Origin of the sequence: Micromonospora sp. CA-249363 (assembly GCF_050950185.1) — a bacterium.
GTDB lineage: Bacteria > Actinomycetota > Actinomycetes > Mycobacteriales > Micromonosporaceae > Micromonospora.
Genome location: NZ_CP192020.1, coordinates 4,513,399 through 4,537,810 on the forward strand (window position 1 = coordinate 4,513,399; position 24,412 = coordinate 4,537,810).

22 protein-coding genes and 1 pseudogene are annotated in these 24,412 nt (G+C 67.4%); 11 read left to right on the top strand and 12 right to left on the bottom strand.

The features are described from left to right. Positions 1-25: 25 nt before the first annotated feature. The 6 genes from ACQPZK_RS20385 to ACQPZK_RS20410 all read right to left on the bottom strand — a co-directional run bounded on the left by ACQPZK_RS20385 (position 26) and on the right by ACQPZK_RS20410 (position 5,303). Complete coding sequence (locus ACQPZK_RS20385; RefSeq protein ID WP_433534534.1) at positions 26-898, bottom strand: helix-turn-helix transcriptional regulator; 873 nt, start codon at positions 896-898, stop codon at positions 26-28. Between the two features lie 202 nt (positions 899-1,100). Continuing rightward, on the bottom strand, positions 1,101-1,601 hold the full coding sequence (locus ACQPZK_RS20390; RefSeq protein ID WP_433534535.1) for a cupin domain-containing protein: 501 nt from the start codon (positions 1,599-1,601) through the stop codon (positions 1,101-1,103). Positions 1,602-1,632: 31 nt separating this feature from the next. Then, a complete protein-coding gene (locus ACQPZK_RS20395; protein WP_433534536.1) occupies positions 1,633-2,178 on the bottom strand; it encodes an SRPBCC family protein in 546 nt (181 codons plus the stop codon). 66 nt (positions 2,179-2,244) lie between these two features. Continuing rightward, on the bottom strand, positions 2,245-3,189 hold the full coding sequence (locus tag ACQPZK_RS20400; RefSeq protein ID WP_433534537.1) for an NADP-dependent oxidoreductase: 945 nt from the start codon (positions 3,187-3,189) through the stop codon (positions 2,245-2,247). Positions 3,190-3,378: 189 nt separating this feature from the next. Beyond that, positions 3,379-4,233 carry a helix-turn-helix domain-containing protein gene (locus ACQPZK_RS20405; RefSeq protein WP_433534538.1) on the bottom strand — a complete coding sequence of 285 codons (855 nt, stop codon included), beginning with the start codon at positions 4,231-4,233 and terminating at the stop codon, positions 3,379-3,381. Between the two features lie 395 nt (positions 4,234-4,628). Further along, the gene (locus ACQPZK_RS20410) at positions 4,629-5,303 is read right to left on the bottom strand and encodes an SMI1/KNR4 family protein (RefSeq protein ID WP_433534539.1); all 675 of its coding nucleotides are present in this window, start codon (positions 5,301-5,303) and stop codon (positions 4,629-4,631) included. 125 nt (positions 5,304-5,428) lie between these two features. On the opposite strand from ACQPZK_RS20410, the gene ACQPZK_RS20415 reads away from it, so the two are divergent. Beyond that, positions 5,429-5,773, top strand: a complete 345-nt coding sequence (locus tag ACQPZK_RS20415) for a CPCC family cysteine-rich protein (protein ID WP_433539253.1) — start codon at positions 5,429-5,431, stop codon at positions 5,771-5,773. Between the two features lie 78 nt (positions 5,774-5,851). Here the strand turns inward: ACQPZK_RS20415 and ACQPZK_RS20420 are convergent, their stop codons facing one another. Continuing rightward, positions 5,852-6,043: a DUF2716 domain-containing protein gene (locus ACQPZK_RS20420; protein ID WP_433539254.1), complete on the bottom strand. Its 192-nt coding sequence runs from the start codon at positions 6,041-6,043 to the stop codon at positions 5,852-5,854. 35 nt (positions 6,044-6,078) lie between these two features. Here ACQPZK_RS20420 and ACQPZK_RS20425 point away from each other — a divergent pair. Continuing rightward, positions 6,079-6,162 (top strand): annotated as a pseudogene (locus ACQPZK_RS20425) (IS5/IS1182 family transposase); the annotation flags it as partial. A gap of 31 nt (positions 6,163-6,193) precedes the next feature. Here the strand turns inward: ACQPZK_RS20425 and ACQPZK_RS20430 are convergent. Together ACQPZK_RS20430 and ACQPZK_RS20435 are read right to left on the bottom strand one after the other, a co-directional pair. Beyond that, complete coding sequence (locus ACQPZK_RS20430) at positions 6,194-6,520, bottom strand: DUF6355 family natural product biosynthesis protein (RefSeq protein ID WP_433534540.1); 327 nt, start codon at positions 6,518-6,520, stop codon at positions 6,194-6,196. Positions 6,521-6,790: 270 nt separating this feature from the next. Further along, positions 6,791-7,771 (bottom strand): helix-turn-helix domain-containing protein, encoded by a 981-nt coding sequence (locus ACQPZK_RS20435; RefSeq protein ID WP_433534541.1) that lies wholly within the window; start codon positions 7,769-7,771, stop codon positions 6,791-6,793. Between the two features lie 279 nt (positions 7,772-8,050). On the opposite strand from ACQPZK_RS20435, the gene ACQPZK_RS20440 reads away from it, so the two are divergent. The 3 genes from ACQPZK_RS20440 (at position 8,051) to ACQPZK_RS20450 (ending at position 10,324) form a co-directional block, all read left to right on the top strand. Continuing rightward, positions 8,051-8,323: a hypothetical protein gene (locus ACQPZK_RS20440; RefSeq protein WP_433534542.1), complete on the top strand. Its 273-nt coding sequence runs from the start codon at positions 8,051-8,053 to the stop codon at positions 8,321-8,323. A 563-nt stretch (positions 8,324-8,886) separates the two neighbouring features. Further along, the gene (locus ACQPZK_RS20445; protein ID WP_433534543.1) at positions 8,887-9,573 is read left to right on the top strand and encodes a hypothetical protein; all 687 of its coding nucleotides are present in this window, start codon (positions 8,887-8,889) and stop codon (positions 9,571-9,573) included. A gap of 475 nt (positions 9,574-10,048) precedes the next feature. Then, positions 10,049-10,324, top strand: coding sequence for a hypothetical protein (locus tag ACQPZK_RS20450; protein WP_433534544.1), 276 nt, complete (start codon positions 10,049-10,051; stop codon positions 10,322-10,324). Between the two features lie 348 nt (positions 10,325-10,672). Here ACQPZK_RS20450 and ACQPZK_RS20455 read toward each other — a convergent pair whose 3' ends face one another. Together ACQPZK_RS20455 and ACQPZK_RS20460 are read right to left on the bottom strand one after the other, a co-directional pair. After that, complete coding sequence (locus ACQPZK_RS20455; RefSeq protein ID WP_433534545.1) at positions 10,673-11,059, bottom strand: hypothetical protein; 387 nt, start codon at positions 11,057-11,059, stop codon at positions 10,673-10,675. Positions 11,060-11,348: 289 nt separating this feature from the next. Further along, on the bottom strand, positions 11,349-11,966 hold the full coding sequence (locus ACQPZK_RS20460) for a hypothetical protein (protein WP_433534546.1): 618 nt from the start codon (positions 11,964-11,966) through the stop codon (positions 11,349-11,351). Positions 11,967-11,984: 18 nt separating this feature from the next. Between ACQPZK_RS20460 and ACQPZK_RS20465 the strand changes: the two genes are divergently transcribed. The 6 genes from ACQPZK_RS20465 to ACQPZK_RS20490 all read left to right on the top strand — a co-directional run bounded on the left by ACQPZK_RS20465 (position 11,985) and on the right by ACQPZK_RS20490 (position 22,307). Further along, a complete protein-coding gene (locus ACQPZK_RS20465) occupies positions 11,985-13,037 on the top strand; it encodes a hypothetical protein (protein ID WP_433534547.1) in 1,053 nt (350 codons plus the stop codon). Between the two features lie 51 nt (positions 13,038-13,088). After that, positions 13,089-15,287: a hypothetical protein gene (locus ACQPZK_RS20470; RefSeq protein ID WP_433534548.1), complete on the top strand. Its 2,199-nt coding sequence runs from the start codon at positions 13,089-13,091 to the stop codon at positions 15,285-15,287. 268 nt (positions 15,288-15,555) lie between these two features. Continuing rightward, a complete protein-coding gene (locus tag ACQPZK_RS20475; protein ID WP_433534549.1) occupies positions 15,556-16,398 on the top strand; it encodes an esterase/lipase family protein in 843 nt (280 codons plus the stop codon). Beyond that, entirely contained in the window at positions 16,391-19,108 is a 2,718-nt protein-coding gene (locus ACQPZK_RS20480; RefSeq protein ID WP_433534550.1) for an NB-ARC domain-containing protein, read from the top strand. The genes ACQPZK_RS20475 and ACQPZK_RS20480 overlap by 8 nt, the downstream gene beginning before the upstream one ends. 1,356 nt (positions 19,109-20,464) lie before the next feature. Then, positions 20,465-21,256: a hypothetical protein gene (locus tag ACQPZK_RS20485; protein WP_433534551.1), complete on the top strand. Its 792-nt coding sequence runs from the start codon at positions 20,465-20,467 to the stop codon at positions 21,254-21,256. Positions 21,257-22,034: 778 nt separating this feature from the next. Continuing rightward, entirely contained in the window at positions 22,035-22,307 is a 273-nt protein-coding gene (locus tag ACQPZK_RS20490; protein WP_433534552.1) for a hypothetical protein, read from the top strand. Between the two features lie 1,629 nt (positions 22,308-23,936). On the opposite strand, the gene ACQPZK_RS20495 is transcribed toward ACQPZK_RS20490, so the two are convergent. Continuing rightward, positions 23,937-24,395: an SMI1/KNR4 family protein gene (locus ACQPZK_RS20495; RefSeq protein WP_433534553.1), complete on the bottom strand. Its 459-nt coding sequence runs from the start codon at positions 24,393-24,395 to the stop codon at positions 23,937-23,939. Positions 24,396-24,412: the final 17 nt, after the last annotated feature.

Below are 24,412 nucleotides of genomic sequence, written 5' to 3' on the forward strand. Positions count from 1 at the left end.
TCGTCGCGGACCACCGGCGGCGGATTCAGGGCCTCCCGAGCCACGGATCGGCGATCCCACGATGAGCGTCACCGCCGAGCACGGCGAGCAGTTGGAGCTTCTCGTAGCTCTCGCTGCCCGGGACGGCGGTGAAGATGTGCAGGTAGTGGGATTGCCCCGGGTCGACGAGGGTCTGGCAGTTCAGCTCCAGTCGCCCGAGTTCGGGGTGCACGAAGTTCTTGCCGTCGTCCGGGCGCAGGCCGACCTCGTGCTGCTCCCACAGTTTGCGGAACTCCTCGCTGTGCTCAAGGAGCAGCTCGGCGAGCTGCGCCGCCCGGGAGCCGGGGCCGCGCAGCGTCGCGATCTCCCGAGCGCCTGAGGTGAACATGCGGGACAAGAAGCCGTGGTCCTCGGGCGCGTACATCCGGCGGGTGGCCGGGTCGGTGAACCAGCGGTAGACGATGCTGCGTGCCGGGCCGGTGTAGCCGGTCGTGTCGCCGGTGAGGGCGACGCCGAGCGCGTTCTGCCGGAGCGTCTCCCCGAGTTCACTGACGATCTCGGCCGGGGTGTCGTCGAGACGGTCGAGTACCCGCAGCAGGCCGGGACTGATGTGGTCGCTGGTGGCGCCACGCGGCGGAGGGCGGTGCCCGGCCAGCCGGAACAGGTGGTCCCGCTCGTCTAGCGACAGGTGCAGGCCCTGCGCCATCGAGGCGATCATCTGCTCGGACGGGTGCGGCCCGCGCTCGCGTTCCAGCCGCGAGTAGTAGTCGGTCGACATGTGACAGATCGAGGCCACCTCCTCGCGCCGCAGGCCACTGGTCCGCCGACGCGGTCCGCGCGGGAGACCGACGTCCTCCGGTTGCAGCGACCCCCGGCGGCGCCGGAGGAACTCGGCCAGACCGGCCCGGTCGATCGTCATACGCGCTCCCTGTCTCTGTCCCGCCTCATTCCTACCGGCCAGGTGACCGGCTCAGCCACGGATCGCCGATCCCCCGCTACGGACGTCCCGGTAGCGCAGCGGTCGGCGGGGGCAGTCAGCGCTGACTGCCCCCGCCGAGCCGCACCGACGAGGCGAATTGCTGCCCGGGCTCGATATCGTCAGATCGCGAGCGGTTGGCTGGTCACAGGAACTCGCTGCGGTAAGTCGAGGCCAGTTCGGCAGCGCGGCGGCGGCGTTCGGCGAGTTCGTCTGGTGCGAGCTGCGGCGGCGGTCCGTTCTTGCCCGCGACGACGTCGCCGATGCGGGTGAAGTACTCGTCCTGCCCGGCCGGGGTGCACATGCAGAGCATGTGGGCCGGCGCACCGGATGTGTTGCGGAAGTTGTGCGGTGCGTTGGCCGGGATATTGATCGTGGAGCCGGCCCGCACGACGTGCTTCTCGCCGCGGAAGGTGAACTCGATTTCACCCTCAAGGATCGTGAACATCTCCTCGAAGTCGTGCCGGTGCGGCGGCGGGCCGCCTCCGTCCGGGACGCGCATGTCGATAAGGCAATAGGCGCCGTTGGTCTGCTCGCCCGTGATCAACATGCCGTAGGTGTTGCCCACCAGGGAGATGTAGGTCGTGTCGGGATCGTCGGGGTTTGCCACGGTCAGCGAGCGGGTGGGATCGTCGTCGGGAATCATCGTGATCGTCTCCTGGGGTGTGCGGTCGGTTCTACAGCCGCGGCTCGTACGCCTCGACCACCTGCACGCACCGGTGCAGGGCAGCCGTCATGTAACGGCGCCACAGAGGGGCGAAGGGGCCGGCGAGGACAGGGCGTCGGCCTGGGAGCGGCTTGAACTCGTACGTCCAGCGGATGAGGGTGCCGTCCCCGTCGGGGTTGAAGTTGAACTCGCCCCGCACCCCGGCCGCGAGGCGAGAGAGGACGTTCGTGAACCCGGTCAGCTGGTACGCGAAGATCGAACCCTCCGTGTACTCGGTCAACTGCTCGTTGGCCTGTGACCCGTCCTCGAACTGCGGGTTGCGGGTAGGGCCGACGTGATCCCAGGCCTCGGTCTGGTTGGCCACGCCCGTGACGCCGGGGAACGGCCCGACCCGGTGGAAAACGGTCGGCAGGTCGATCGGCGCGATCACCCGGAACGCCGTGGCAGGCGCCACCGAGGTGCGTTGTTGGACCGTGATCGAGACCGTACGGTCGGTCGGACTGATGAGCAGCGGTATGGCCGGAGTGCCTGACGGGTTCGTGCGGTTGTCGGTCATCGGGGCCAGCGCCTCGATGATCTCGAGATCAGAGACAGAGACATGACTGTTCCTCCGATGGGCGTGTCAGGCCGTGGGCGCGAGGATGACGGTCTTGCCCGGCAGCTCGCCGGCACCCGCTCGGGCATGGAGTGCGGGCAGGTCGGCCAGCGCCACCCGCTGGGCAACCTCCACGCGCAACTCGCCGGTGCTGATCCGAGCGGCCAGGTCGGCGAGTTGGTCGGCGTCGCTGCGGACGAACAAGTCGATGCCACGCACATTGCGCGTCTCGTCGGAGGGAGCCGGCATCCAGACCGTGGTGTTGACCAGGGTGCCGCCGTCCCGGATCAGCGTGACCAGCGCGGCCAACTGTTCCGGGGAGACGGGCGCGAGGTTGAGTACGAGGTCGACCGGCTCGGTCACCGCCGCGGTGAGGTCGGTGGTGGTGTGGTCGATCACCTCGTCGGCGCCGGCAGCCTTGACCCGCTCGGCGCTGCGAGGGCTGGCCGTGGCGATCACGTGGGCACGGACCTCCTTGGCCAGCTGCACCGCGTATCCGCCGACCGCTCCGCCGGCGCCGTTGATCAGCACCCGCTGACCGGTGACCAGCTTGCCGTGGTCGAACAGCGCCTGCCACGCGGTCAGGCCCACCAGCGGGAACGCCGCCGCGTCGGCCAACGGGAGGTTCCTGGGCGCCCCCGTCAAGATCTCCGCCGGCGCGATCACATACTCAGCGGCCGCCCCCGTCCCCGTCATCGGCAGGAAGCCGACGACCTGGTCACCTACCGCGACGTCGTCCACGCCGTCGCCGAGCGCGTCGACCGTTCCGGCGACATCGAGACCGGGAGTGTGCGGCAACTCCACCGGGATCGGACCCTGCATGTAGCCCGCGCGGATGTTGCCGTCGACGCCGTTGAACGACGTCGCGGCGACACGGATCCGGACCTGCCCGGCTCCGGGGGTGGGCTGCTCGACGTCCTCGTAGCGCAGGACCTCAGGACCGCCGAACTCGTGGAAACGCACTGCCTTCATCGCTGAACCTGCCTCTGTGAGCGCCGTCGATGTACTTCGCACATGAAGCGACTGCGGGGCAGAGATGCTCCCTGCGGTCTGCTTCGAGTTGCGAAGGCATCCAGCCCCGCCTCACCGGAGCCGCCCGGAGGCAACCACTGGTTCCGCGTTCGCTGGAGACGTCACTGACCTTCACAGGATCCGGCGCGGTTAGCCTGGGCCAGGCTGGCCCACCTTGATGATGGTCGGTTCCCCGGCGGCATCGACGATCTCCGTGAGACGCGCCGCATCAGCCGAGCCCGGCGCCGCGGTGAGCATCAGAGCCGCCAGATCGTCACCCGGGATGGCGAGCAGACTGCCGACGAGCGTGACGGCACCACCGTCCGGATGAATGAACGCGGCACTGCTCTCGTAGGCTGCCACCGGTCGCGGAGCGCGCCACAAGGCGTCGAACAGGCGGCTTCGGGTCCGCATCTCGTCCACCAGCGCGGCAAGCGACGCGTCGGCGGGATAGCGCAACCGCGCGCTCTTCAGACGGGCAGCGAGGATCGCCTCATGATCGGTCGCGTCACCCGTGGACTGCTTGAAGCCATTGAACGGATCGCAGAACGTACGCCACGCGATGTTCCATTCCCAGGGTTGCCCGGTGAGATCCCAGTGCCCCAGGGCCATGAACGCGCTGTTCACGGCGACGAGATTCATCGCCGCGTCGGAGACGAACATCGGAGTGTCCGTGAACCGCTCCAGCAGCCGTGTCGCGCCCGGACCGATCTCGTTCGGCACCTGCCCGTCCGCAGCGGCGTACCCGGCCAGCGCGCAGAGCCGCTCGTACTCGGCCCGCCCGAGCCGTAGTGCACGGGCGATGGCGTTCACCACCCCGGCTGACGGATGGCTGCGCCCCTGCTCCAGCCGGCGTACGTAATCGGCTGACATCCCCGCCAGCTCGCCGAGTTCCTCCCGCCGCAACCCCTGGACCCGCCGACGACCGATCGGCAGCCCGACAGCCGCAGGCACCGTACTTTCCCGCAACTGGCGCACCGCAGCACCGAACTCGTGACGTTCCACAGCCCAATTGTGCCCAGACAGTCCAGACGACTTGGCCAGCGGGCGACCCAGCCGCTCAACACCACGGCCGGCTCCCCCGTGTTGCCGAGGGCAGACACCTGCGGAGGAGCGCACATGGCGTGAGATTCACAGCGAGGTGCGCCGACTGCGACAGCTCATCACCTCCGGCGACGTCGAACGGGCATGAGGGCTGTACGACTTCGAGTGACAGCGAGGCTGGGAAGCGGTAGCGGAGAACGCCTCATGGGCGCGAGGTGCCAGGAGCGACGCGCGGGATGCACGACGAGCAGGTCATGCCTGATTCACTCTTCGTAGTCTGCACGGGAGACCGCGAGGTGCCGAGCGGCATACCCGATAGCTGCGGCAGGAGCGCCGTCAGTAGCACATCCGGACGTTCACAGTCCCTTGACTACGGGCGGGCCGCTCTCGAGGCGTACGAGCGCAGTCCATTGCCGGGCTATCGCGGACGAGGGGTCGAGGCCCTCGTCTGATCGCGCGCAGAACGGCAGCCACTGCCAATCCTCGGCTCCCGGACAGGCCAGGGGGATCCAGCGGATGAGCAAGTCCTCGAAGGAGGTAGCCATCGTCCACCCGTGGCCTTCACCGTCGTCGTGGCTGAGGTAGACGACTCGGCCGTGCGCGCCATCGTCCAAATCCAGCGCCAGGTAGTCGCCGTTGCCGACCTCCATGAACGGCAGCTTGTGATGCCAGACCCTGTCGTAGGAGTCACTTGGGTCCGGGAACACGTCGTCAACCCATCCTCGGACTGCTGTCACCAGATCGGGCAGACCATTGAGTGACCAACACAGGTTTCCGGAGAAGATCTCGCCGAACGGACCGGGGAAGGTGTGCTCAGCCGGCGCGAACCAGGCGAACTCCACCCGGCTGGCGACGGTCGTCAGGCAGTGGCGCAACGACGTCGGCAGCTTGCACCCCAGTTGCTCCTCTACCGCATCGACCTCTTCCGGCGAAGCCGGCGCATCGACCACCAGCGGTCGGGTGTCGAAACCCTGCGCCGCGAGAGAATCCAGGATCTCCGAGAGCCGGCCGACTGCCACCGTCGCGTTCACGAGCGAAGTGTGCCACTGTCGCCGATTCCCAACACCGGTCCCCGGACCAGCGCGCGACTCGCGGCAGAAGCGGACGTCGAGGCGGCACCCGCGCCTGGCACCATGAGCCAGTGGGCAGCTCACCCGTGCAGCGTCATCCGAACGACGATCCTTCTCTGTCAGACGATGAGCTGGTTCGTCGGCGAGTCGCCTGGTTCGACACCTACATCGCGCAGCAGAACGTCCTGGCCCCGGCCAGAGACGCCTCTCCCTACACCTGTCCATGCTGCGGCCACGCCACCTTGTCGGAGCGCGGCGGGTACGAGATCTGCGATGAGTGCGGGTGGGAAGACGACGGACAAGATGAGCACGACAGTGCTGCGGTAAGGGGTGGACCAAACGGGAGGCTGAGCCTCGATGCCGCGCGCGCCGGGTACATCGCCGGTGGCGGGATCAGGCAGGCTCACCGACCACCGTGTGAGCCGGTCTAACGCGAACGGAACACGTGCGCCAAGGCGGGGTCGCATGATTTGCCTCCCCGCACGACCGCTCAGCGGCTTGTTGGGTCGCTAGTTGACCGCCCTGCCGTTGACCCGCTTGCGGGGTAGCCAGGCGTCCAGCGTGTGGGCTAGCGGTTCAACGAGTCGTTCACCAAACACGCAGAGTGACTTTTCCCATGGGTGACCGAACGTTCCGCAGTTCAGGTCTGGCGTGAGGAACGCAAGGATCGACGTAGGGCGAGGCTCCCGGTAAGTCAGCAGTCGACCAAGATCCGATGCCCCAACCGGAAGCCTCGCTGTTGTCCTACCCTGCCGCGATTCCCCTGTCCGACCGCACCCTCATTTGCCTCGCTGACCTGATCCGCAACCACGCGACGCAGGTGGCGAATCTCGCAGCGCTTGGCTGGCGTTTCAACAAGTTTGACCCGAGTACCAGGCGTTGGATACGGCGTTGGCGCCGCCGATGTCCCACGTTCCCGGGCCGATGCACCAGGTCCAGTCGGCGCGGGGCCACGTCGCGTCGACGTAGATGATCACATGGGTGCTCCCGCAGTGGTTGTACCAGGCCGTCACCGCGTCTTCGTAATAGCCGCAGACCTGCGCGGCGACGTCCTCGCTGCCGGGCTTGGCCTGCTCCGAAACTGCGGTGGTTTCGGCTTGGGACAGGCGGGAGGTGGTGCCCGAACTTGCCTGTGCCACGGTCCCGGACAGGGTGAGTGCCCCGAGGATCGCGGTCACTGCAGAGATCCGAAACGCCGTTCTGTACCACATTCTCACAATGGTCTCCTGTCAGCCGCCGCTGCGGCCTAGATGATGCTGCTGGCTGCATGAAGTGATCGATTTACTTCCTCGCGCTCCTTCCATCGCAAAAACACGGACCGATGTAACACGCCCAAGTGAACCTTTTCCCGTAGCCCGGAATCAGATTCAACCCTGACTGAGCGGACTTCCTGCGATAAGAGTGCAGGCCACAGCCGGGGCTGTCGTTACTGGTACGCGCACAAGTCTTTAGTCTGCGCGTACTCTCGCGCACTGCTCGCGGAACTGGCGTGGCGAAAGGCCGTAGGCGCTGCGGAACGCCTGGCTGAAGTGCGCCGGGCTGGTGAACCCCCACTGGGCGGCGATCGTGTGGATCGGGCGCGCGCCTAGTTGGGGGTTGGCGAGGTCGCCTCGGCACTGCTCCAGGCGACGCTCGCGGACCCAGCCGGCGACCGTGCGCCCTTCCTCGTGGAACAGCTTGTGCAGGTATCGCAACGAGATGTGATGCGCTGCGGCGATCGCGTTCGGTGTCAGGCGCGGATCGCCCAGATTCTCTCGGACGAAGGCGTGGATCTGAGCCATCAACGCTCGCCGTTGGGTGTGGGAGGGCACCGCGCTTTGGACATCCAGCGCGTTGGCCAGTGCCGCTGTCAACACGTCAATCGTGAGGGTGGACAGCCGGGCGGCGTCCAACGGACTGAGTTCGTCCATGTGCCGGGCAAGGCGCAGCAGGAATTGTGAAGATAACGCCCCGATGCCCTGGGCGCCAGGGATGCGAACTGCGCTCAGGCGCCGCAACTCCCGAGGCGGCAACGGCAGTAACGAGCGCGGGAAGCGCAGGAGCAGCAACTGACTGACTGGCGCATCTGGGGTGAATTCGGCCACGTAGGGCCGGGAGGTGTCATACAGTATCAGGTCCCCCACGCCGAAATCTGTGCGCTGGCCGTCTTGCGTGATCATGCCGCCGCCGCGCACAAGGCAACCCAGCTTGAACACCTCTGGATCGGCCTGCCGAATGAGCTTGGGAGTACGGTGGACCGAGTGCGGCATCGTGGTCATCAATGTCGCCTGCACGGGACCGAACTCGCTGATTCCGACCTGAGCCCGAAATCCGGGCTCCCACTGCGATTCACAGCGCAAATCGTAGGGCACCCAGAGCTTCGTGTTTACCTCGCGCCAGAAGGCGAACCCGTCTTCAACCGGGACCTCCGTGGTGCTGACTACGTCCATGACTCACCTTCGCGCTGTCGCTACAGGGGTCAGACCACGATAGCTTGGCGTCGATATAGCGGCGCTGCGATGTTATGGTGCGGCCAGGCATTGAGGGCTCTTCATCGTGATGGGCCTGGTCGCGATGGGTGGCAGGCAGCGTGTGTCGACATAGGACGAGCCTCCACCGAGATCGGACTTCGACGCTTGGATCACCGAACTCCTCGTCACGAAATCAGACCCCGACGGCGAACCGGCGTGGGGGCGGCCGCCCGGCCGACGGCGGAGTGGCGCCGGCATATGGCGGAGATTCAGTTCTACGGCTCGGAGCAGGTGAGCGCGGCAGCGCTGCGGGTTAACACAACGCTGGACGTAGTGGCGATGAGAGCCTTCAAGCTCGACCACCCCGAGAACACGATCGGTCTCGTCGAGCAACTCCCCGACAAGTTGGTTGCGGCCATGCGGAAGGATCTTGGCCTCGCCGAAGGTGACGGCACGGACCTCAGGCACGTCGACCAACAGGTCATCGGGGAACTCATTCGCGAGCTGACTCGACGACCCAGAGGGCGATAGAAGGCTTGCTCGAAATTGCTGCGGGTGTCGAGTGGCGCAACCGGTGGCACATCATGAGCCGCTGGGACGGACCGACAAACGCCCGTCCGGCGCGACCGTCGTCGAGCGGGCCGTGGACTCCCCACGCCTATCTGCGATACCTGGTCGACCAGGCCCGCGCCGACCCGCTCGTGGTCGCTTCCCCTAACGCCAGCACGTACGTCGAGTCTGTCGTGAAGACGCGATACGGGTGGTCAAGCGAGCTTGACCACCCGTACGTCAGATGCAACAGGGATGCTTCAAATCGGTGTCCGAGGGGCTACACGACCCATTGCCCCACTGCCGCTGATCCTCGACGCAACTCTGAAGCTCACGCAAGCCTAGCCGTGGCGGCGGCCTCTTCGGGTAAGCCGAAGAGGCCACCACGGAGGATGCGCTGGTCAGCGGCTGGCGCATGGCATTTCAGCAGCATCTCGGCGCGCTAGCACCCGAGGATGCCCGAGCGGTCGCCGACATGGGTTCTCGGGGACGGTGGCGGGGCCTAGGCTGTCGTCGCCGGTCTGGCTGAGGCACTTGGGGTTGCGGTGAGTTTTGACCTGTACGTCTGGCACGAGGATCAACCGGTCACTGCGGCCGAGGCGCGAGCAAAGCTGGAGCGTTGGAGCGACGGCGGACAAGAAGTCTTCGCCGCGCACCCCGCCGTAGGGCGGTTCTATGACGCACTGCTCGATCGCTTCCCACCGCTGGAGAGTCTCGGCAATGATGACATCGACCGGCTCGGAGTGTGGAGCATGACTCCCGAGCGTTCCGACGCGATTCTGGCCGTCTCGTGCGTCTGGTCTCGAGCGGACGAGGTCGGTGCCGCCGTCCTGACGCTCGCCGCCGAGCACGGCCTGATCTGTTACGAACCGGGCTACCACGTCGTCAACCCGAACGCGCCCGGCCACGCAGCGCTCTTTACGCTCTCGTCGCAGAGCCTTCCGACGATGCCCGACCCCGACGCGGGCCGATTGGAATGGATCATCGGCCAGGTCGGCGAGAACAACCGCTACGTGATCCTCGAACGCGCCGACGCATCATTCGTCCAGGTTGGCTACGGCAACGCTGCCGGAGTACCCGCCGGGACATACGCACTGGAATATCAGGAAGGTTCCATCGACCGACACTTCCGCTGCCAGACCACCGACCGCGAAGCAGCCCTGCGGCTCTTGCAGGAGTTCCGAGCCGGCGACGAGAGGTGGAAACGCCGCCACCTGTGGGAACCACTCTGACCAGTCCCCAACTGCCCATCCAGCCATGACGAGTGTCCGGACGCGTACGCACGGCAGCGCCCCACCGCACTGAGGCCCGCTCGGCGGCATCGCGGTACGCCTCAAGTACAAGCCTGAAGGCACGCACCTCACTCGGCATGTGCGGACGCCGCCCTACCGCCTTCGCAGGGGGCACCGACGCTGACGCCTTCGGGTCCGCCGAAGGCGCCAACATAGAGCACGCGCTGGCCACCGCGTTGGGAATGGGATCGGAGCCCTTCCAACCTGCTCCCACAGCCCCGCCATCACAATCGTCCTCTCGGATGCCGCCCCCTATCAGTGCATGACAGGCTGTCCGACATGGGCCCTGCCGACCATCGTCTCCATCTGAGGCTAAGGATCAACAACGGGCTGCTCCTCGTGCGTGACGGTGCCGGCACTTGGCTAATCCATGGCGCCGCCGACGGGCTGGTCTACGCGGCCGGGGGACCGCGGCGTGTGGCTGTTGCCACTGCTGGAGCGCACCCCGAGCGACGTTAGTGCGGAGCTGTCTGACGTGCCTGTCGCCGAGACACCGCTTCCCGCCCTCGTGCAGTTCGCGCTCACCGCATGGCGAAGCTACTGGCCGACACTGGCACTCGATTGGTTGGACGCCGGCTGGCCCACCCGGGATCTGCGCGACGTACTGGCCGACATGAAGGACTCACGCGAACTCTCCCAGCCGCTTCGCCACCGAGCACTTCGCCTCTGGCACGCCTCGGCACCTGCCTGACGGCCTGACAAGCCTGCGGCAACGTAGAGCCGCAGGCAGGGGTGGGTGCAGTTGAGCGCCTCTAAATGCCGTTGGACGCAGTTCAAGGCCGTTCAGGGCACCCCGCTGCTTCCAGCCTGCTCCCCCAACCCGGCTCGCACCGGCTCGCCGACCGCCGGCCGTCGAGCGCTCGTAAGCTGCCGGCCCAGGGCTTTGGCTGGCACCAGCGCTGGCCCTCACAGCTGCATCGGTTGACCCGGAAATACCCTCACGATCGCCGCGCATGTCGAAGGCATGTGGGGACACCCTGCGTTGGTCCGGGCACTACACCTGGAGGCCGGCCCGCCGCACGCACGGTGCCGGTACCCGTCACTGAGCCCAGGGGTGGCGGAACGGCCGCCCTCCGTCGGTCGTCGGTAACGCTGCAATTCTCGCAACCCAATGGTCGACGTAGGTCTTAACTCCCTCGGCATTGCGCGCAATGGTCAACCAGTCCCACGCAGCGTCGCGAATCTCCCGCTGGGCGATCATCTCGGTGCCATCGCCGTAGTCGAACGGGTAGCCGTCAACAATGTCCGACAAGTCCCCGTAGATGTTGTACAAGCGGCCAACGTGGGCGGGGGGCAGGTCGATCAGCGCACACATCAGCTCCCCGACGACCCTCACCGGGTCTTCTCGGCCCCTCAGCACTCGATGCATGTATCCATCGATGAGGTCGATCACAGCAGCCAAGGAAGACGATACGGCGTCGGTCACCCTCCCATGGTCGCTTGCCGTGTCGCCCGCGCCGCTCCTGACCCCAGTGGCGCAACGACGTCGGCAGCTTGCATCCCAGTTGGCCCTCTACCGCATCGACCTCTCCGGGCGAAGCCGGCGAATCGACCACCAGCGGTCGGGCGTCGAAGCCCTGCGCCGCGAGAAATTCCAGGATCTCCGAGAGCCGGCCGACTGCCACCGTCGCGTTCACAAGCGAAGTGTGCCACTGTCGCCGGCTCCCGACACCGGTCCCTGGACCAGCGAGCGACTTGCGGCAGATGTGTGCAGGTTATGGCCGATGTGCTGCGAGGTGCTCGTGAAGTCGACTCACCGCTCCCCACAGGTAGTAGGCGGGGAATCCTCTCTGTAGCCCGGACCGATAGATCCCAACTCCTGCGCCTGGCAGAGCATCGCCGAGGTGCCGAGCCTGAACGGCCTGGGCCTTGCGGAACAGCTCTCCGATGGTGAAGGCATTGCCGTTGTCCGCGGTAACTCGAACCCCCGCCTTCGTACCTCCGCCGGGTCCGAACGGCAACAAGTAAACCCGGTATGCACTCAGCACTGCCCTAGCGTCGGTGACCCGATCGGCATCGCCCGAGGACCACGTCACCGTCACATCCTGCACGGCGGCGAACGGCAGGTCAGGCCGGTGCACCGCCATCTCGGCGGCTGTCAAAGGTGCCGTTCGCAGATGTTTCGCCTTCTCCAGCACGGTGGACACAGTGGTGACGTAGTAGCTGATGTGCTGGCGCTTGATCGCTGCGAGGTCCGCCAATCCCCATGCCTCGAGGTGTGGCCACCAGGCGTCATACATGACGACATCGCTGTCGCAAAGAAGCACGCGGTTCGGTCTTTCGTCGTGCGAGAACCGGAACACGGCCCCCGGCTCGATGTCGACTGCCTCCATGAGTGCAGCGTAGCCGCCTTGGATCTGAACCCGGGTCGCCTGCCTGCTCGCGATGCGCTGCTCTCGGCAGATCCGCGCGTCGGCTCGTGGAAGTTGGCCGTGGATGCCGGCCAACCGAGGTGTAATGATGGCCTTCATTCCCCGGTCATCACCACCTCGGGGGAATCCAGCCGCCACACCAACCCGCGCCTGGGACAATCGTATCCGATGATCAGCAACAGCTCCGGCATACAGGTCGGCGACGGCAACACTCAGCACAACCACTACTACGGGCTCCCCACCCACGGCGTGCCGCTGACGGAGTGGTGGAACGACACATGGTTGCCGTTCACCGACGCTCCCCTCGGCGCGGAGATCGTGCTGGCCGGGCGCCAGGAGCAGGCCGCCGCCCTGCGGGCCACGCTCGACACCGGCCCGGCCGTCGTCGAGGTTGGGGGCGAGGTAGGCGCGCTGGAGCTGAAGGCGTTCATCGCGGCGGCCCTGAACGGCACGTCGCTGGGCGATCGCACGCTGCTGATCGACGGTCAGGCGGCCCTCCGCGCCCACCTGGCGGCGCAGGAGCCACGGATCCTGGCCGTGCCGACCAGCCTGCCGCTGAACGAGATTCCGCTCCGGCGCCCGCACACCATCCTGGTGTACGGCAAGCTCGTCCCGAGCCCGGCCGTGAAGGTGTCCGCGCTTGACGAGGAGGAGGTCGAGAGGCTCCTGTCCGCCCCGATCGAGCCGGACCGGGCCCGGTCCCTCGGCGTCCTGGCCCGGCGTGGGCTGGGCCAGCTGTGGCGGGCCCTGGCCAAACACCGCTCGCTCGCGATCCCGCCCTGGGCCCGGTCGGCCGATGTCCGCCTCCGGCGGCTGGCGCTGTTGGGCGGCTGGCGCGGCGATCACGACGGCGATCGGGCGATCGTCAGTGAGTTCACCGGGGTGGATAACGCCGAGATCGCCGAGATCGCCGCTCAGGCGGCCGCGGACCCGGACACGGCGATGCTCGGGCACCTGGGTCAGCGGTGGTACGTGCAGGCGCCCGAGGACACCATCGTCCTGCTGGCGCCCAGCTTCACCGAGGAGGATTGAACGGCATTCGCCGGCCTGGCGGTCCGCGTCCTCACCACGCACGGCGGGTCGTTGGCGATCCGACGCGGCATCGCGGAGTCGCTGGTCGTCCTCGCGGTCTGCGGTGGTTCGGCCGACCTCGTGCACCGGGTGGTGCGTGAGGTTTTGAGCCAGGCGAACGTCTCCCTCGCGGACGTGCTGACGTATCTGGCCGAGGCATCCCCCACCGCGTTCCTCGACGCCGTGCGGACCGGCCGCCCCTCCTCCCGGGCGGCCCTGGAGCTCCTCGCCTGGCCGACCGAGCATTTCGGCGGTGCGGTCGAGGCTCTGGCCCGGATGGCTGCGGCCGATCCGGGCAGCGATCAGCCGGACCGGCCGGGCGCCTCGCTCGCCGAGATCTTCGAGGTCACACAGCCCCAGACCAACGCACCCCGACCGGTCCGACTGCGAGCCCTGAAGCGGATGCTCCGCGACCAGCCGGAGGTCGCCCGGACGCTGCTGCTCGACCTGCTCCGGTCGGCCCGGCACGGAACCATCGGTACGCTCCACCCGACGCCGCTCCTGCGGGACTGGCCGACACCGGGGGCACCGCCTCCGGCTGAGACCTACGCCGCCTTCCGGGACGTCGCCAGCCTGACCCTGGACGACCTCGACGACGATCCGGAACGCTTCCTCGCCCTCATCCCGCTGTCCGACAACCTGCCCGACGACCAGCGCTCCGGCTTCGTGGAACGGCTGATGTCCCTGTCCGGTTCGGTCGACGAGCAGGAGATGCGGCGGCGTCTGTCTGAGGCGCTCCGCGAACTGATAGCTCTGCACATCGACGTCGGCGACGCACCGTGGGCGATGTCGGCCGACGAACTCGCGCCGTTCCGGCGGGCCGCCGACGCGCTCGCACCGTCGCAACCGGCCGACCAGACGTTCTGGCTGTTCGGCGACCGGTGGCCCCAGCCAGAGGGCGTCACGAGGAGACGGTCCAGCGCGGAGTACTTCACCGAGCTGTCGCGGCTGCGGGCCGAGGCGGTGGCCCGGATCCTGGCCTCCGGTGGTCTCGATGCGCTGGTAGCGCTGGCCGACCGGACCGGGAACGGCGACCTGATCGGGGCCGCCCTCGCCCAGTCGCCGTCCACCGAGCACGACGACATGCTGCTGACCTGGCTGTCCGAGGACCGCCCGGCGAGCCGGCCGGACATCGCGTTCGAGTACTTCGCGCTGCGGATCTGGCGCGGCGCCGACTACCTCGACCGCACCTCGGATCCGACTGCGCGGGCGAGGCTGCTGCTGGCGCGGCGCGATCCGGAGAACACCGATCCCGGTCCCGAGGCGGCGGCCGTCTACTGGCGCGAGTTCGGGGTCAACGGCCTCGGCCCGGAGTTCACCGGTGTCGTGAAGGCGGTGGCCGGCCTGATCAGCGTGGGCCGGTTCGCAGCGGCCCTGGATTTGATCGCGATGTACGCCGAACAGGTCGGCACGCGCGAGATCGCCGTCGAGGCGGCCACCGCCTGCGAGGGATTCGTCCGGTCGGCGGAGGACGACCGCCGGCTTTCCGGATACGACCTGCAGATCGTCGTCGAGCTGCTCCAACATCACCGGGACGCGCTCGGGGCGCATCGGGTGACCGAGATCGAGCTGAGCCTCGTCCCGCTCCTGCGCTACGACGCCCGTACGCCGACAATCCACGCCCGCCTCGCCGAGGACCCGGCCTTCTTCGCCGAGCTCGTCGAGACGGCTTTCCGGGCCGAGGGCTCCGCCGAGACCGTCGACGATCCCGACCAGGTCGCCCGGATCCGCGCCATCTCCCAGGTCCTGCGCTCCTGGCGCAGCTGCCCAGGCACCGGCCCGGACGGGACCATCGACGCCGAGGCCCTCGCGGGCTGGGTCGAGGAGGCGAGACGACGGCTGTCGGCCTCGGGCCGGCTGCGCCTCGCCGACGGGAAGATCGGCGCCGTCCTCGCTTTCGCCGAGCCGGACGAGGACGGCTCGGTGCCATCGCTGGCCGTGCGCGAGGTGCTGGAGGACGCCGGCAGCGACGCAATGGACAATGGTCTCTGGGGTGGTCTCTACAACCGGCGCGGGGTGACGTGGCGAGGCGCCCGGGACGGCGGCGCTCAGGAACGGACGCTCGTCGAGCGTTATCGGGAATACGAACGACAGGCCGAGGGCTGGCCTCGGTCGCAGCGGATCCTCCGGCAACTGGCCGACACGTACGAGCGGGAGAGCCGCGAGCAGGACCACGATGCCGAGGTCCGGCGCCGCGGGATCGAGTGGTGACGATGGAGATGGCGTGGACCCGATCGACGTTCTGATCGTCGCGGCGATCCCGCTGGAGCACGAGGCCGCGAAGGCCGGCTTGAGGACTGGACGCTCTGCGACGAGGACGACCCGCATCCCTACCTCCGGGGCGAGTACCGATGCTCCGACGGCCGGCGGTTGTCGGTGGCGCTCGCCCGGCCGGTCCGGATGAGCGGCCGCCCGACCGGGACCTGGGGTTCTACTACGCTGGGCGGCGAGTGAGCACTGCGATGGCGCGGAGGAACCCATGGCCGGCGGGCATGTCATCCTGATCCACGGTATCTTCTCGTCTCCGAAGACGTGGGACAAACTGCACGCGACCTGGGCGGACGACCCCGAGCTGTCCGCTTTCACCGTGCACCGCTTCGGCTACGAGTCGCCGAGGCTGCCGCGGATCGGCGCGCTGACCCGGATTCCGGACTACGACAGCATCGCCCAGTCGCTGCGGCCGTTTCTGAGCGTGTACGCCCGGGAGGGTGACATCAGTTTCGTCACCCACAGCCAGGGCGGGCTGATCCTGCTGCGATTCCTGGCCTGGATGCTCAACGAGGGCCGCGGCTGGGAGCTGGCCCGGGTCCGGTCGCTGACCACGCTCGCCTGCCCACACGAGGGTTCCGACTTCCTCGCTTCGGTGCGCGCTTTGGTCGGGCGCCGCTTCAATCCGCAGGCCGAGGAACTCAAGATCTTCGACCGGAGCGTGGCGGCGTCCCGGCGGACCGTGCAGAACCAGATCGTGCACGCGAGCATGGTCAGCGACCGCGAGTGCCCGATCCCGCTGCACGTCTACGGCGGCAACAGCGACAACATCGTCAAGCAGGTTCCGGCGCAGGGCACCTTCCCGGACACCGCGATGCTGCCCGGCGACCACTTCAGCATCCTCGACCCGGCGCATCCGGGCAGCCTGACTGCGGCCGTGGTCAAGCTCCACCTGCTGCAGGATACCGCCGAATCCCGGCCGGCCACTTCCGCGCCACCGCCCGCCGCCACGCCCGCCTCGGGCGCGAAGTTCAACGTCACGATCAACAACAGCCGGGACATAACGGTCGGTGACGGTCACCAGGCCACCCGGCACTACACGATCGATGACTGAGCAGTACGACGTTCGCGTCAACGATTCGTACGGCGTGATGACCGGCTCCAACAATTCGATGACGGTGAACGTCCAGCAGGCGATCGCGCCGGTCCGCTGGCCGGTCACTTACGGGCGGGAACCCGCCACGATCAAGGGTGCCGTCGACCGGCGTGGCCGGCTCGCCGGCGCGGTTTCCGAGGGCATGCCGATCGTCTTGGTCGGTGACGGCGGTGTCGGCAAGACCGAGCTAGCCGCGCAGGAATTCCGCGCCCATCGCGCCCGGATCGCCCTGTGGGTGACCGCGACGTCCCGGACATCGGTTCTCAGCGCCTACCGGTCGGCGGCCGGGAAGCTCCGGCTCGACCTCGGCGGCGACGACGAGAGCACCGCCGACGAGCTGCTCGGCTGGCTGGCCCGCACCGACGAGCCCTGGGTCGTGGTGCTCGACGACATCGCTCACCCGGCGGACGTGCACGGCCTGATCCCGCAGGGGCTGGCCGGCCTGACGCTGCTCACCACCCGGTGGGACACTTCGGCGGTCGATGCCGTCGCCACTCGAGTCGACGTCGGTGTCTACACGATCGAGGAAGCCGCGCACTTCCTGCGCAACAAGCTCCGCTCGCTCAAGATCCCTGGCCTGCTGGACGCCGCCACCGAGCTGGCCGCCGAGCTGGGCCACCTGCCGCTCGCCCTCGGCCATGCCGCCGCGGTGCTCCGCGAGGATCGGCTGACCTGCGCCGCCTATCTGGCCAAGCTCCGCTCCCCGGAGACCATTGCCGAGCTGATGCCGCTCGACCCGCAGGAGGCCGGCATCCAGTACCAGACCCCGGTGGCCGCCGCCTGGCAGCTCGCCCTGGACCGCGCCGACGCCCGGCACCCGGCCGGCCTCGCCCGCCCGCTATGGTCGGTGATCTCCTGCCTCGACTCGAACGGCATTCCCGAGGGCGTGCTGCTCACCGAACCGGTCCGGACCCGGCTCAGCGCCTCGCAGGGTGTCCCCGTCACCCGCACCCAGGCGAAGAAGGCCCTGCACAACCTGGCCGCGCTGAGCCTAATCCAGCTCTCCCCCGGCACCATCCGCACCCATACCATCCCGCAGCGCGTCACCCGGGAGACCCTGGGGCCCGGCCTACTGCACCTGTCCGGGCGCCTCGCCGCGGACGCCCTGGCGGATTTCTGGCCGGCCGACGAGACCGATCGGGCGACCGCCGACCGTCTGGCTGCCAACATTGACGTGCTCCGCACGGTGTGCCCTGAGCCGCTCTGGGAGCCCGACGCACACGCCCTGCTCTTCAGCCGCGGACGCATCTTCGGCAAGACCGGCCGGCCCGCCGAGGCGGCCGGATACTTCCGCGCCCTGGCCGGGGAATGCGCGGACCGGCTCGGCCCGGCGCACGAGGACACCCGTCTGGCCCGGGAGGAGCAGGCGGAGTGGCTGGCCGAGGCCGGTGACTACGACCAGGCGGTGGCCGTGCTCCGGATGCTGCTCGCCGAGTCCGGCCCGACGGCGAGCCTGGGCCTGCAGCTCAGGCTCGCCGGTTACCTCGGGCACGCCGACGATGCCGCCGCGGCTCTGACCCTGCTGGACCGGGTGGTCGGTGAGGCGGCAGAGCGCAACGACGTCGACGCGCTGCACCTGCTCAACCTGCGCGCCGAACGGGCTCGCTGGCGAGCTGTCGCCGGCGACCCGGAGCGAGCCCTGGCCGAACTCGGGGACCTCCTTACCGCGCTACGAGCCATCCGAGACCCGCGATTGGCGGAATTCGGGGTCCGGTCCATCATGGCTGAATGCCGAGAAGTCGCCGGTCAGCCGGCCGCGGCCCTGCGGGAGTGGCGGTCCCTGGCCGAGGAGGCGACCCGTGAGCTGGGTCCGACCGACGCGACCACTCTCACCATCCGGCATCGCCGGATCCTGGCCGAGGCGACGGCCGGCACCGTCGCCGCCGCCGCAACGGAGCAGCAGCGGCTGTACGACGATCTCTCCGCCGTGTTCGCCCCGGAGGCTCCCCGGCTCATCCGCGCCCGCCTGGACCTGGCCCGCTACCAGGGCCGGGCGGACAGCCCCGGCCGGGCGGTCGAGGAGTTGACCGAGGCGCTGGCCGACGCGCGCCGGAGGGCTCGCCCGGAAGCCGAGCTGTACGGCATCCGGGAGAGCCTGGCCAAGTGGCGCGGGCGGAGCGGCCAGCCCGACCTCGCTCGCCGCGACTATCAGGAACTGCTGGCGGACCAGCGCGCGGAGCTGGGCGAGGAGCATACTTCGGTGCTGCTCAGCAGATACCAGTTGATCTACTGGTCCGGTGTCGCGGACCAAGATTTGTTCACCATGCGACAGCCGCTTCTCACCCTGCTGGAGGACGCCCGCCGGTTCGTCGGCGATGATCATCCGATCACTACCCGGTGCGAGATCCAACTTCTCACGCTGCGCCAAATCGACGGCGATGACGTAACCCCGGAAGCCGCCGCCTTGCTCGACCGCCTCACCGCCCGCGGTGAACGGGATACCCTAGACGGCTTCACCCTCCAGAACGCCTTGCTCGCCGACCGCCTGTCGCGGGGTGACCTCGAGGCGCTGCGCGAGTGCCGCCGCCTCCTACCGCTGGTCGAGGCCCGTCATGGGCCCGGGCATCCGATGGCTAAGGCGTTGCGCCACAACATCGGCAAGTTCACCCCCGAATCCCTCGCCCGGGGTGGCCGCATCGTGCACAACAAGAACGGCTGGACCCGCTGAGCGCAGTGGTGGCGCTCGCGGCGGAGTCGGCTCGGACGCTGCCGGCGCATGAAGCCAACCGGCACCTGGCGGCAGTCACCGCCGAACTCGGCCCCGCAGAACCAGACTTGGCAACTGCGGTGGAGCTGATCGATCATCTGTTGCGACTCCCGAATCGGGGCACCACCTTCACGTCCGACCTTCACGCTATGCAGCTAAGTCAGCAGCACTGCCGCCGCGGATCGCGGCAGATCAGTGCGCAGGACGTCGGACGCGCATCAGTGCCGCGCTGCACCTTCATGGGTAGTGCTTTCCTGCGGACGAAGTGCGGTCAGCGGGCTGTCGAGTTGACCCCAAGCCCGCGCGCTAGCGATGTGGTCGATGTAGTCAGGATTCGACACGACAACTTGCCCCCGTCGGTACCACTCCGCGATGCGCGACCAGGATCCAGAGAGCATCGCCGGCTGCTGCAGCTCAGCAACAACATGGTCATCATGTGCGACCACGACGCTTGGACCATCGAAAGTGACACGGAGGTCCTCCTGCTCACGGCCCCGACGAGCGTCCTGACCCGCACAGCAAAAATCCCCGCCCAACGGGACGGGGATCACGCAAAACACGAACAACCATCACAGTTCGTGTGGAAACAACGTGTCCGAGGGGCGACACGACACGTTGCCCCACCGCCGATGCTACTCATGGCAACTCTGAGGCTTGCGCAAGTCTAGCGACGCTAAGTAGATCCGGTATCCAGCGAAGGCCATGATCGGCCGGCGCGCGCCAGGCGAAGACGTGCACGAGGAGTCAAAGCAGCCTTAGCGTCGGACGCGAAGGCCTCCTAGTTGCGGAGCGGTTCCTAGACAGCTCCACTCCACAACCGGAGTCCTTCATCATCACGTCTATCTACGCCGTGTCGTCACACCACCTCAACCAACCTGCCTGGGCAGTACAGCTAGTCAGGCGGCTTAGAACCGAATAGGCGCAAGACTCGAGACCCCTTAACCACGCCCGACGACCGACTCGCCGCGCCCGCCTCGGGGTGAACCCGGTTGCGGGGGCCACCGACGGTTGTCGTCTGCTGCCGGTAACCCTCAGCCCATGCACGTTGATCGGGCTCCAACCAAGTCCCGTGCCATCGGTTACCAGCGCGATCGCTGCCTGTCTGCTGCTTCCATGGTCCGTCCCCTGTCGCCAACAGACGTGTCCCTTAAAGGGACCACATGGCGAGGGCCGCGACAGTAGCTGCCACGGCCCTCTTCGACCTGGGTGCGGCCACTCGACCGCAGGGACACCTCGTACCGCCATGGATTAGGGCGGCCCCAGGAGTTGCTAGGCCATTATGCCCTTGAACCCTCGTCGGCGGGCAGACTAGCCATCATGACATCCATCGTGGCTTGGGCAGCGGTTGATGCGCGAGCCGTCGCCTCGCTGTATATCGCCTCAGACAGCCGCATTTCAACGCCAGACGGGGCAGGCTGGAACCAGGGCCGGAAGGTCTTCGCATGCGCTAACAGGCCCCACATCTTCGGATACTGGGGGGATGTGTTGTTCCCAGCTCTAGCCATCCCGGTACTGGTTGATCGCCTCGACCACGGCCTACCAGCAGATGACCAGGGAGCTGCACCTCTCGACTTTGAGCAGGCCGTCCGCCGCCTCTGGAAGGATTACCCAGCTCACTGGCGAGCCGACCTCGGCATCATCCGGGGGTATCGGATAGGCCGAGGTATGGACTGCCGCTTCATGCTTGAAATACTGACCTACGAGGCACGTAAGGACGCCTGGAAGACCAGAGCCGTGCCAGTGCCAGATCATTCGTCGTTCCTGCACGTCGCAGGCAGCGGAGCGAAGGCTGTCCACGAGACCCATGAGCTCTGGCTGGCAAGCACGTCAGCCGGAACGAGCAGAGCAGCGTTCAGCACGCTCTGTGAGTCGCTACGTCGAGGGACCGATCCTCGGTCAGGCGGAGCGCCACAGCTCGCCGGGCTGTACCGCATAGGTGCGGGCAAGTTATTCGGCGTTGTGGTTGGCAACCAGCGCTACTTCACGGGATCACATCTGCCGGGAGACGAGGTACCTGCCGCCGTAGAATGGCGTAACGAACTCTTCGAGCGGGTTGATGGTGCCAAGAGGCGACGTCTTCCGGGCGCGCAGCACCATGCGGCACGATAGCAGTCGGCAGGCGCCGGGCACTAGGCGGATCGGTCTCCCGTAGCTTAGGTCCGAGATGCTCCTGGTCCTCGAAGTTCTGGGCGCGATGCCCGGCGGAGTCCGTTCGCGTCTGCGACCTCGGGCGACTCTCCGTGCCCGAGCGTCGGCGGCTGTCCTCGTGACAACACGTTGCTGTCGTCGCTGCTGTCGCGTCTGCTACCTGCCGAACAGACGCCAGTCCTCGTCGCTCGCCTGCCGCGACCTAGCCCACAAATGGCTGTGAACCGCCTCGGATCTTGTAGAGACTTTGAGCTACCGGGGAACGTCACCAGAGCCAGTTTTCACAGGCGGCATTGACAAAAAACAAGGTCAATTTGGTAAAGCCCGGCCGACACCGTCACACTGACGGTGTCGCAGGGTGCTGCATGGCGGGAGTGGTGTCATGGGTTCATCGTCTGGCTCTGCCGGTAGGGCACGGGTAGGTGGCACCACGCCGGGGCGGGCAAGCGTTCCCGTGTCCCCCGCCTTCGGCGCGGCGACAGTCGGCAGGGCGAACCTGGGTAGCGCCTCCGCTCCTGGCGCGGCGACAGTCGGCGAATTCCGCGCCCGCATTCCTGGTGTGGATGGTCCAGGCACGGCGGCAGCCCGCAGTGCGAACGTGGGTAGTGCGTCCGCTGGCAGGGCCAGCGTTGGTGGCAGGGCCACGCTTGGGGGCGCTGCCGTCGTTGGGGATAGTGCCAGGAGGCCCGTCCGGGCTAGCCTCTCCTTCGAGCCCGATAGCTGGGCCAACGTCGGCACGATGCGCTCCTCGGCCGGCCGCCAGTTGCGCGGACACACGATGGACGCTGTCGCGCAGTTCGTCAGCCAGCAGATCGGGCTGGCAATCAAGCTGTCACTCCCCGCGTACGCGGTGTTGGCCGCCGTAGACTGGTACACGGGTGCTACCAGCGAGGACTACTACTGGCGCGGGTTCATCTCGGACCAGGTGACCGCGATTAGTTTCGCCCTGGGCATCTTTGGTGCGGTGATCGGGCTGGCCGGGCTGCGTGCAATTCTGATCAGTCGCAGCTAGCCCGGCTGCTGAGGGTCGACCGGCCAACGGTGCCACACGCGGTGCTTGGAGCCCTCGGACTGAGCTTCCCCCGGTTTCCCGGACCAGTTTTGTCGAACGTGTCGACGTCGCCTTGGATGAGTAGGGCGCCGGCCAGGACGGTCCGGCCGAGCGGGAGTATGCGCGACCAGACCGATCACGGAGCTCGCGCGGCGCCGGAAGGTCGTCCTTGAGAGCGGCGGGCCCAACCGGAGCCGGCAGCGCCAACGCCCAGCACGCCATGGCACCGCATGGAACCCGCATCAGAGTGATCATCGACGGGATCCGGTAGCGGGCACGGACCGCATCCCGGCGGGATATGCCCGCGATATGTCGGCGTGGCAAGCGCCGGGCTGCGACCTCCCCGCCGCCGCCTGCACAACCGGGTCCAGACCATTACGGAACCGGTTCGCCGGCAGCTAGGGAGACCCGCGGCGCTCAGGGCGCCGACCAGGGGGCCATGGCCAGTTTCGCGGTATCGGTGAGCTCCGCCGCCGTGGCGCCATCCCGGGCGCACTGCGACATGCCGTGCATGACGGCCGTGAAGTACGCGGCGCGTCGAAGGCGGTCGACTCCCTGGCCAGGGTGGCCCAGATGAACTCGCACCAAGATGCACGCGCGGACGTACTGGCGGCGGCGATCACGGAACCGGAATGGCACGTTGAATCGCTGGTTCTGCTAGCAAAGGCGTCGCTCAGCTTCGGGAAGCATAGCCGCGCGGCTGCCCTTGCTACCGCCACGAAGCGTCCTTGCCGCGCCAACGTCCAGCTCGCTCCTCACGCGCGGAAGCTTGCTGCGCTTGCCAGAGTCAGGTACAGCCGGCGGCAGCCCGGAGAAGGCTGCACAGCTGTCCGATGCCCTCGCGATTTTGGCCAACGCCAGCGCCTCGTCGTACTCGAGAGCCAGAGGTGCAGGTGGAACAGGTGGCCGTCCTGGCCTTCGTCGGAGAGGTGGACCGGGCAGAGGCGCCGGCACGCGCTATCCATTCGCCCTGGATGAGGGTGCACGCCGTTTCCAAGCTGGTGCGAACGCTAACCGAGGGCGGTGACTTCGCCCGTGCTGGGGCCTTCGTCCTCGGTAACCCCCACCGAGGGAACAGTTGAAGCCGGCCGGCGCTGATGCGTACCGCGATCGTGCACGGCGCCTACGAATTGGCCGCGAGATTGCTTGACGCGCTCTCGGCTTCGCCTGAGGAGCATTGTCATCTGCTGGCCTCTCCCGCACGGTCGGCTACCGCAGGCGGGGGCTCGACAACGTGCCGCCGAACTCGCCGCAGCCGCGCTAGACCTGGCCCGCCTGCATGCGGGCGGCGAATATTGGGACTCAGTAGCGCGGTACGCGGTGGAAGCTCTGGCTTGGAGCCGCCGCTTCGACGCGGCCGAGGAACTGGCCCGCGCGACGCAGCGCCCTGTCGGGATCGCCGCCGCGACGCTACGCTCCCATCCCCAGCCGAGTCACCGTCGAGATTGGCGGTCTCGTCAGTCACCAATCCTTATAACGATCGCCGCCTGAGGTCGGCCGCAACAGGAACCGGCATGCACAACCACGAAGGTCGGCGGGGGCCGACCGCCGCACACCATAGTGACGACCTGGCAATCCTCAGAGTCGACGTCAGCGTCCTATGCGGAGTCCCTTCGTCAACACGAATTCAAGAAAATCATTAGAGTCGAACTGAATACTACCGTCCTCGTGGTCGAGGAAGCTCACTTGCTCGCGGCACACGCCATTCTCGGATACGAACCCCCACCAGTCACCAGTACCGACCGGCGCAACGGCTACGAAGCCTGGAACAGCATACGCGTCCTTATTCACCGACAAGAGATCCTCATTGCGGCCATCTGGCGATTTCGCGGGCAGTAGCTCCACGAAAGAAAAAACACCGCCGCCAAAAACTCGCATGAACATCCTGTATTTCGCGGGCAGCCGAGTCCCTAGTTCCGCCTCGACCGCATCAAGATCCTCGTCCGTTGTCGTCCAGGAGTCGAAGAGCTGAAACCCAGGAGGATACAGCCTATCCGCCCGTTCCGCACGGAAAGATTCAACCTGGGCTTCAAACTCTTCGAACTCCATCGCCATCTCCTTATCGC

Coding starts and splice junctions, on each gene's coding strand:
- ACQPZK_RS20480 (WP_433534550.1), top strand. CDS start 16,391: ATGACTGAGCAGTACGACGTTCGCGTCAACGATTCGTACGGCGTGATG.
- ACQPZK_RS20400 (WP_433534537.1), bottom strand. CDS start 3,189: ATGAAGGCAGTGCGTTTCCACGAGTTCGGCGGTCCTGAGGTCCTGCGC.
- ACQPZK_RS20460 (WP_433534546.1), bottom strand. CDS start 11,966: ATGGAGGCAGTCGACATCGAGCCGGGGGCCGTGTTCCGGTTCTCGCAC.
- ACQPZK_RS20490 (WP_433534552.1), top strand. CDS start 22,035: ATGCGCTCCTCGGCCGGCCGCCAGTTGCGCGGACACACGATGGACGCT.
- ACQPZK_RS20395 (WP_433534536.1), bottom strand. CDS start 2,178: ATGACCGACAACCGCACGAACCCGTCAGGCACTCCGGCCATACCGCTG.
- ACQPZK_RS20485 (WP_433534551.1), top strand. CDS start 20,465: ATGACATCCATCGTGGCTTGGGCAGCGGTTGATGCGCGAGCCGTCGCC.
- ACQPZK_RS20385 (WP_433534534.1), bottom strand. CDS start 898: ATGACGATCGACCGGGCCGGTCTGGCCGAGTTCCTCCGGCGCCGCCGG.
- ACQPZK_RS20435 (WP_433534541.1), bottom strand. CDS start 7,771: ATGGACGTAGTCAGCACCACGGAGGTCCCGGTTGAAGACGGGTTCGCC.
- ACQPZK_RS20475 (WP_433534549.1), top strand. CDS start 15,556: ATGGCCGGCGGGCATGTCATCCTGATCCACGGTATCTTCTCGTCTCCG.
- ACQPZK_RS20440 (WP_433534542.1), top strand. CDS start 8,051: ATGGCGGAGATTCAGTTCTACGGCTCGGAGCAGGTGAGCGCGGCAGCG.
- ACQPZK_RS20495 (WP_433534553.1), bottom strand. CDS start 24,395: ATGGAGTTCGAAGAGTTTGAAGCCCAGGTTGAATCTTTCCGTGCGGAA.
- ACQPZK_RS20390 (WP_433534535.1), bottom strand. CDS start 1,601: ATGATTCCCGACGACGATCCCACCCGCTCGCTGACCGTGGCAAACCCC.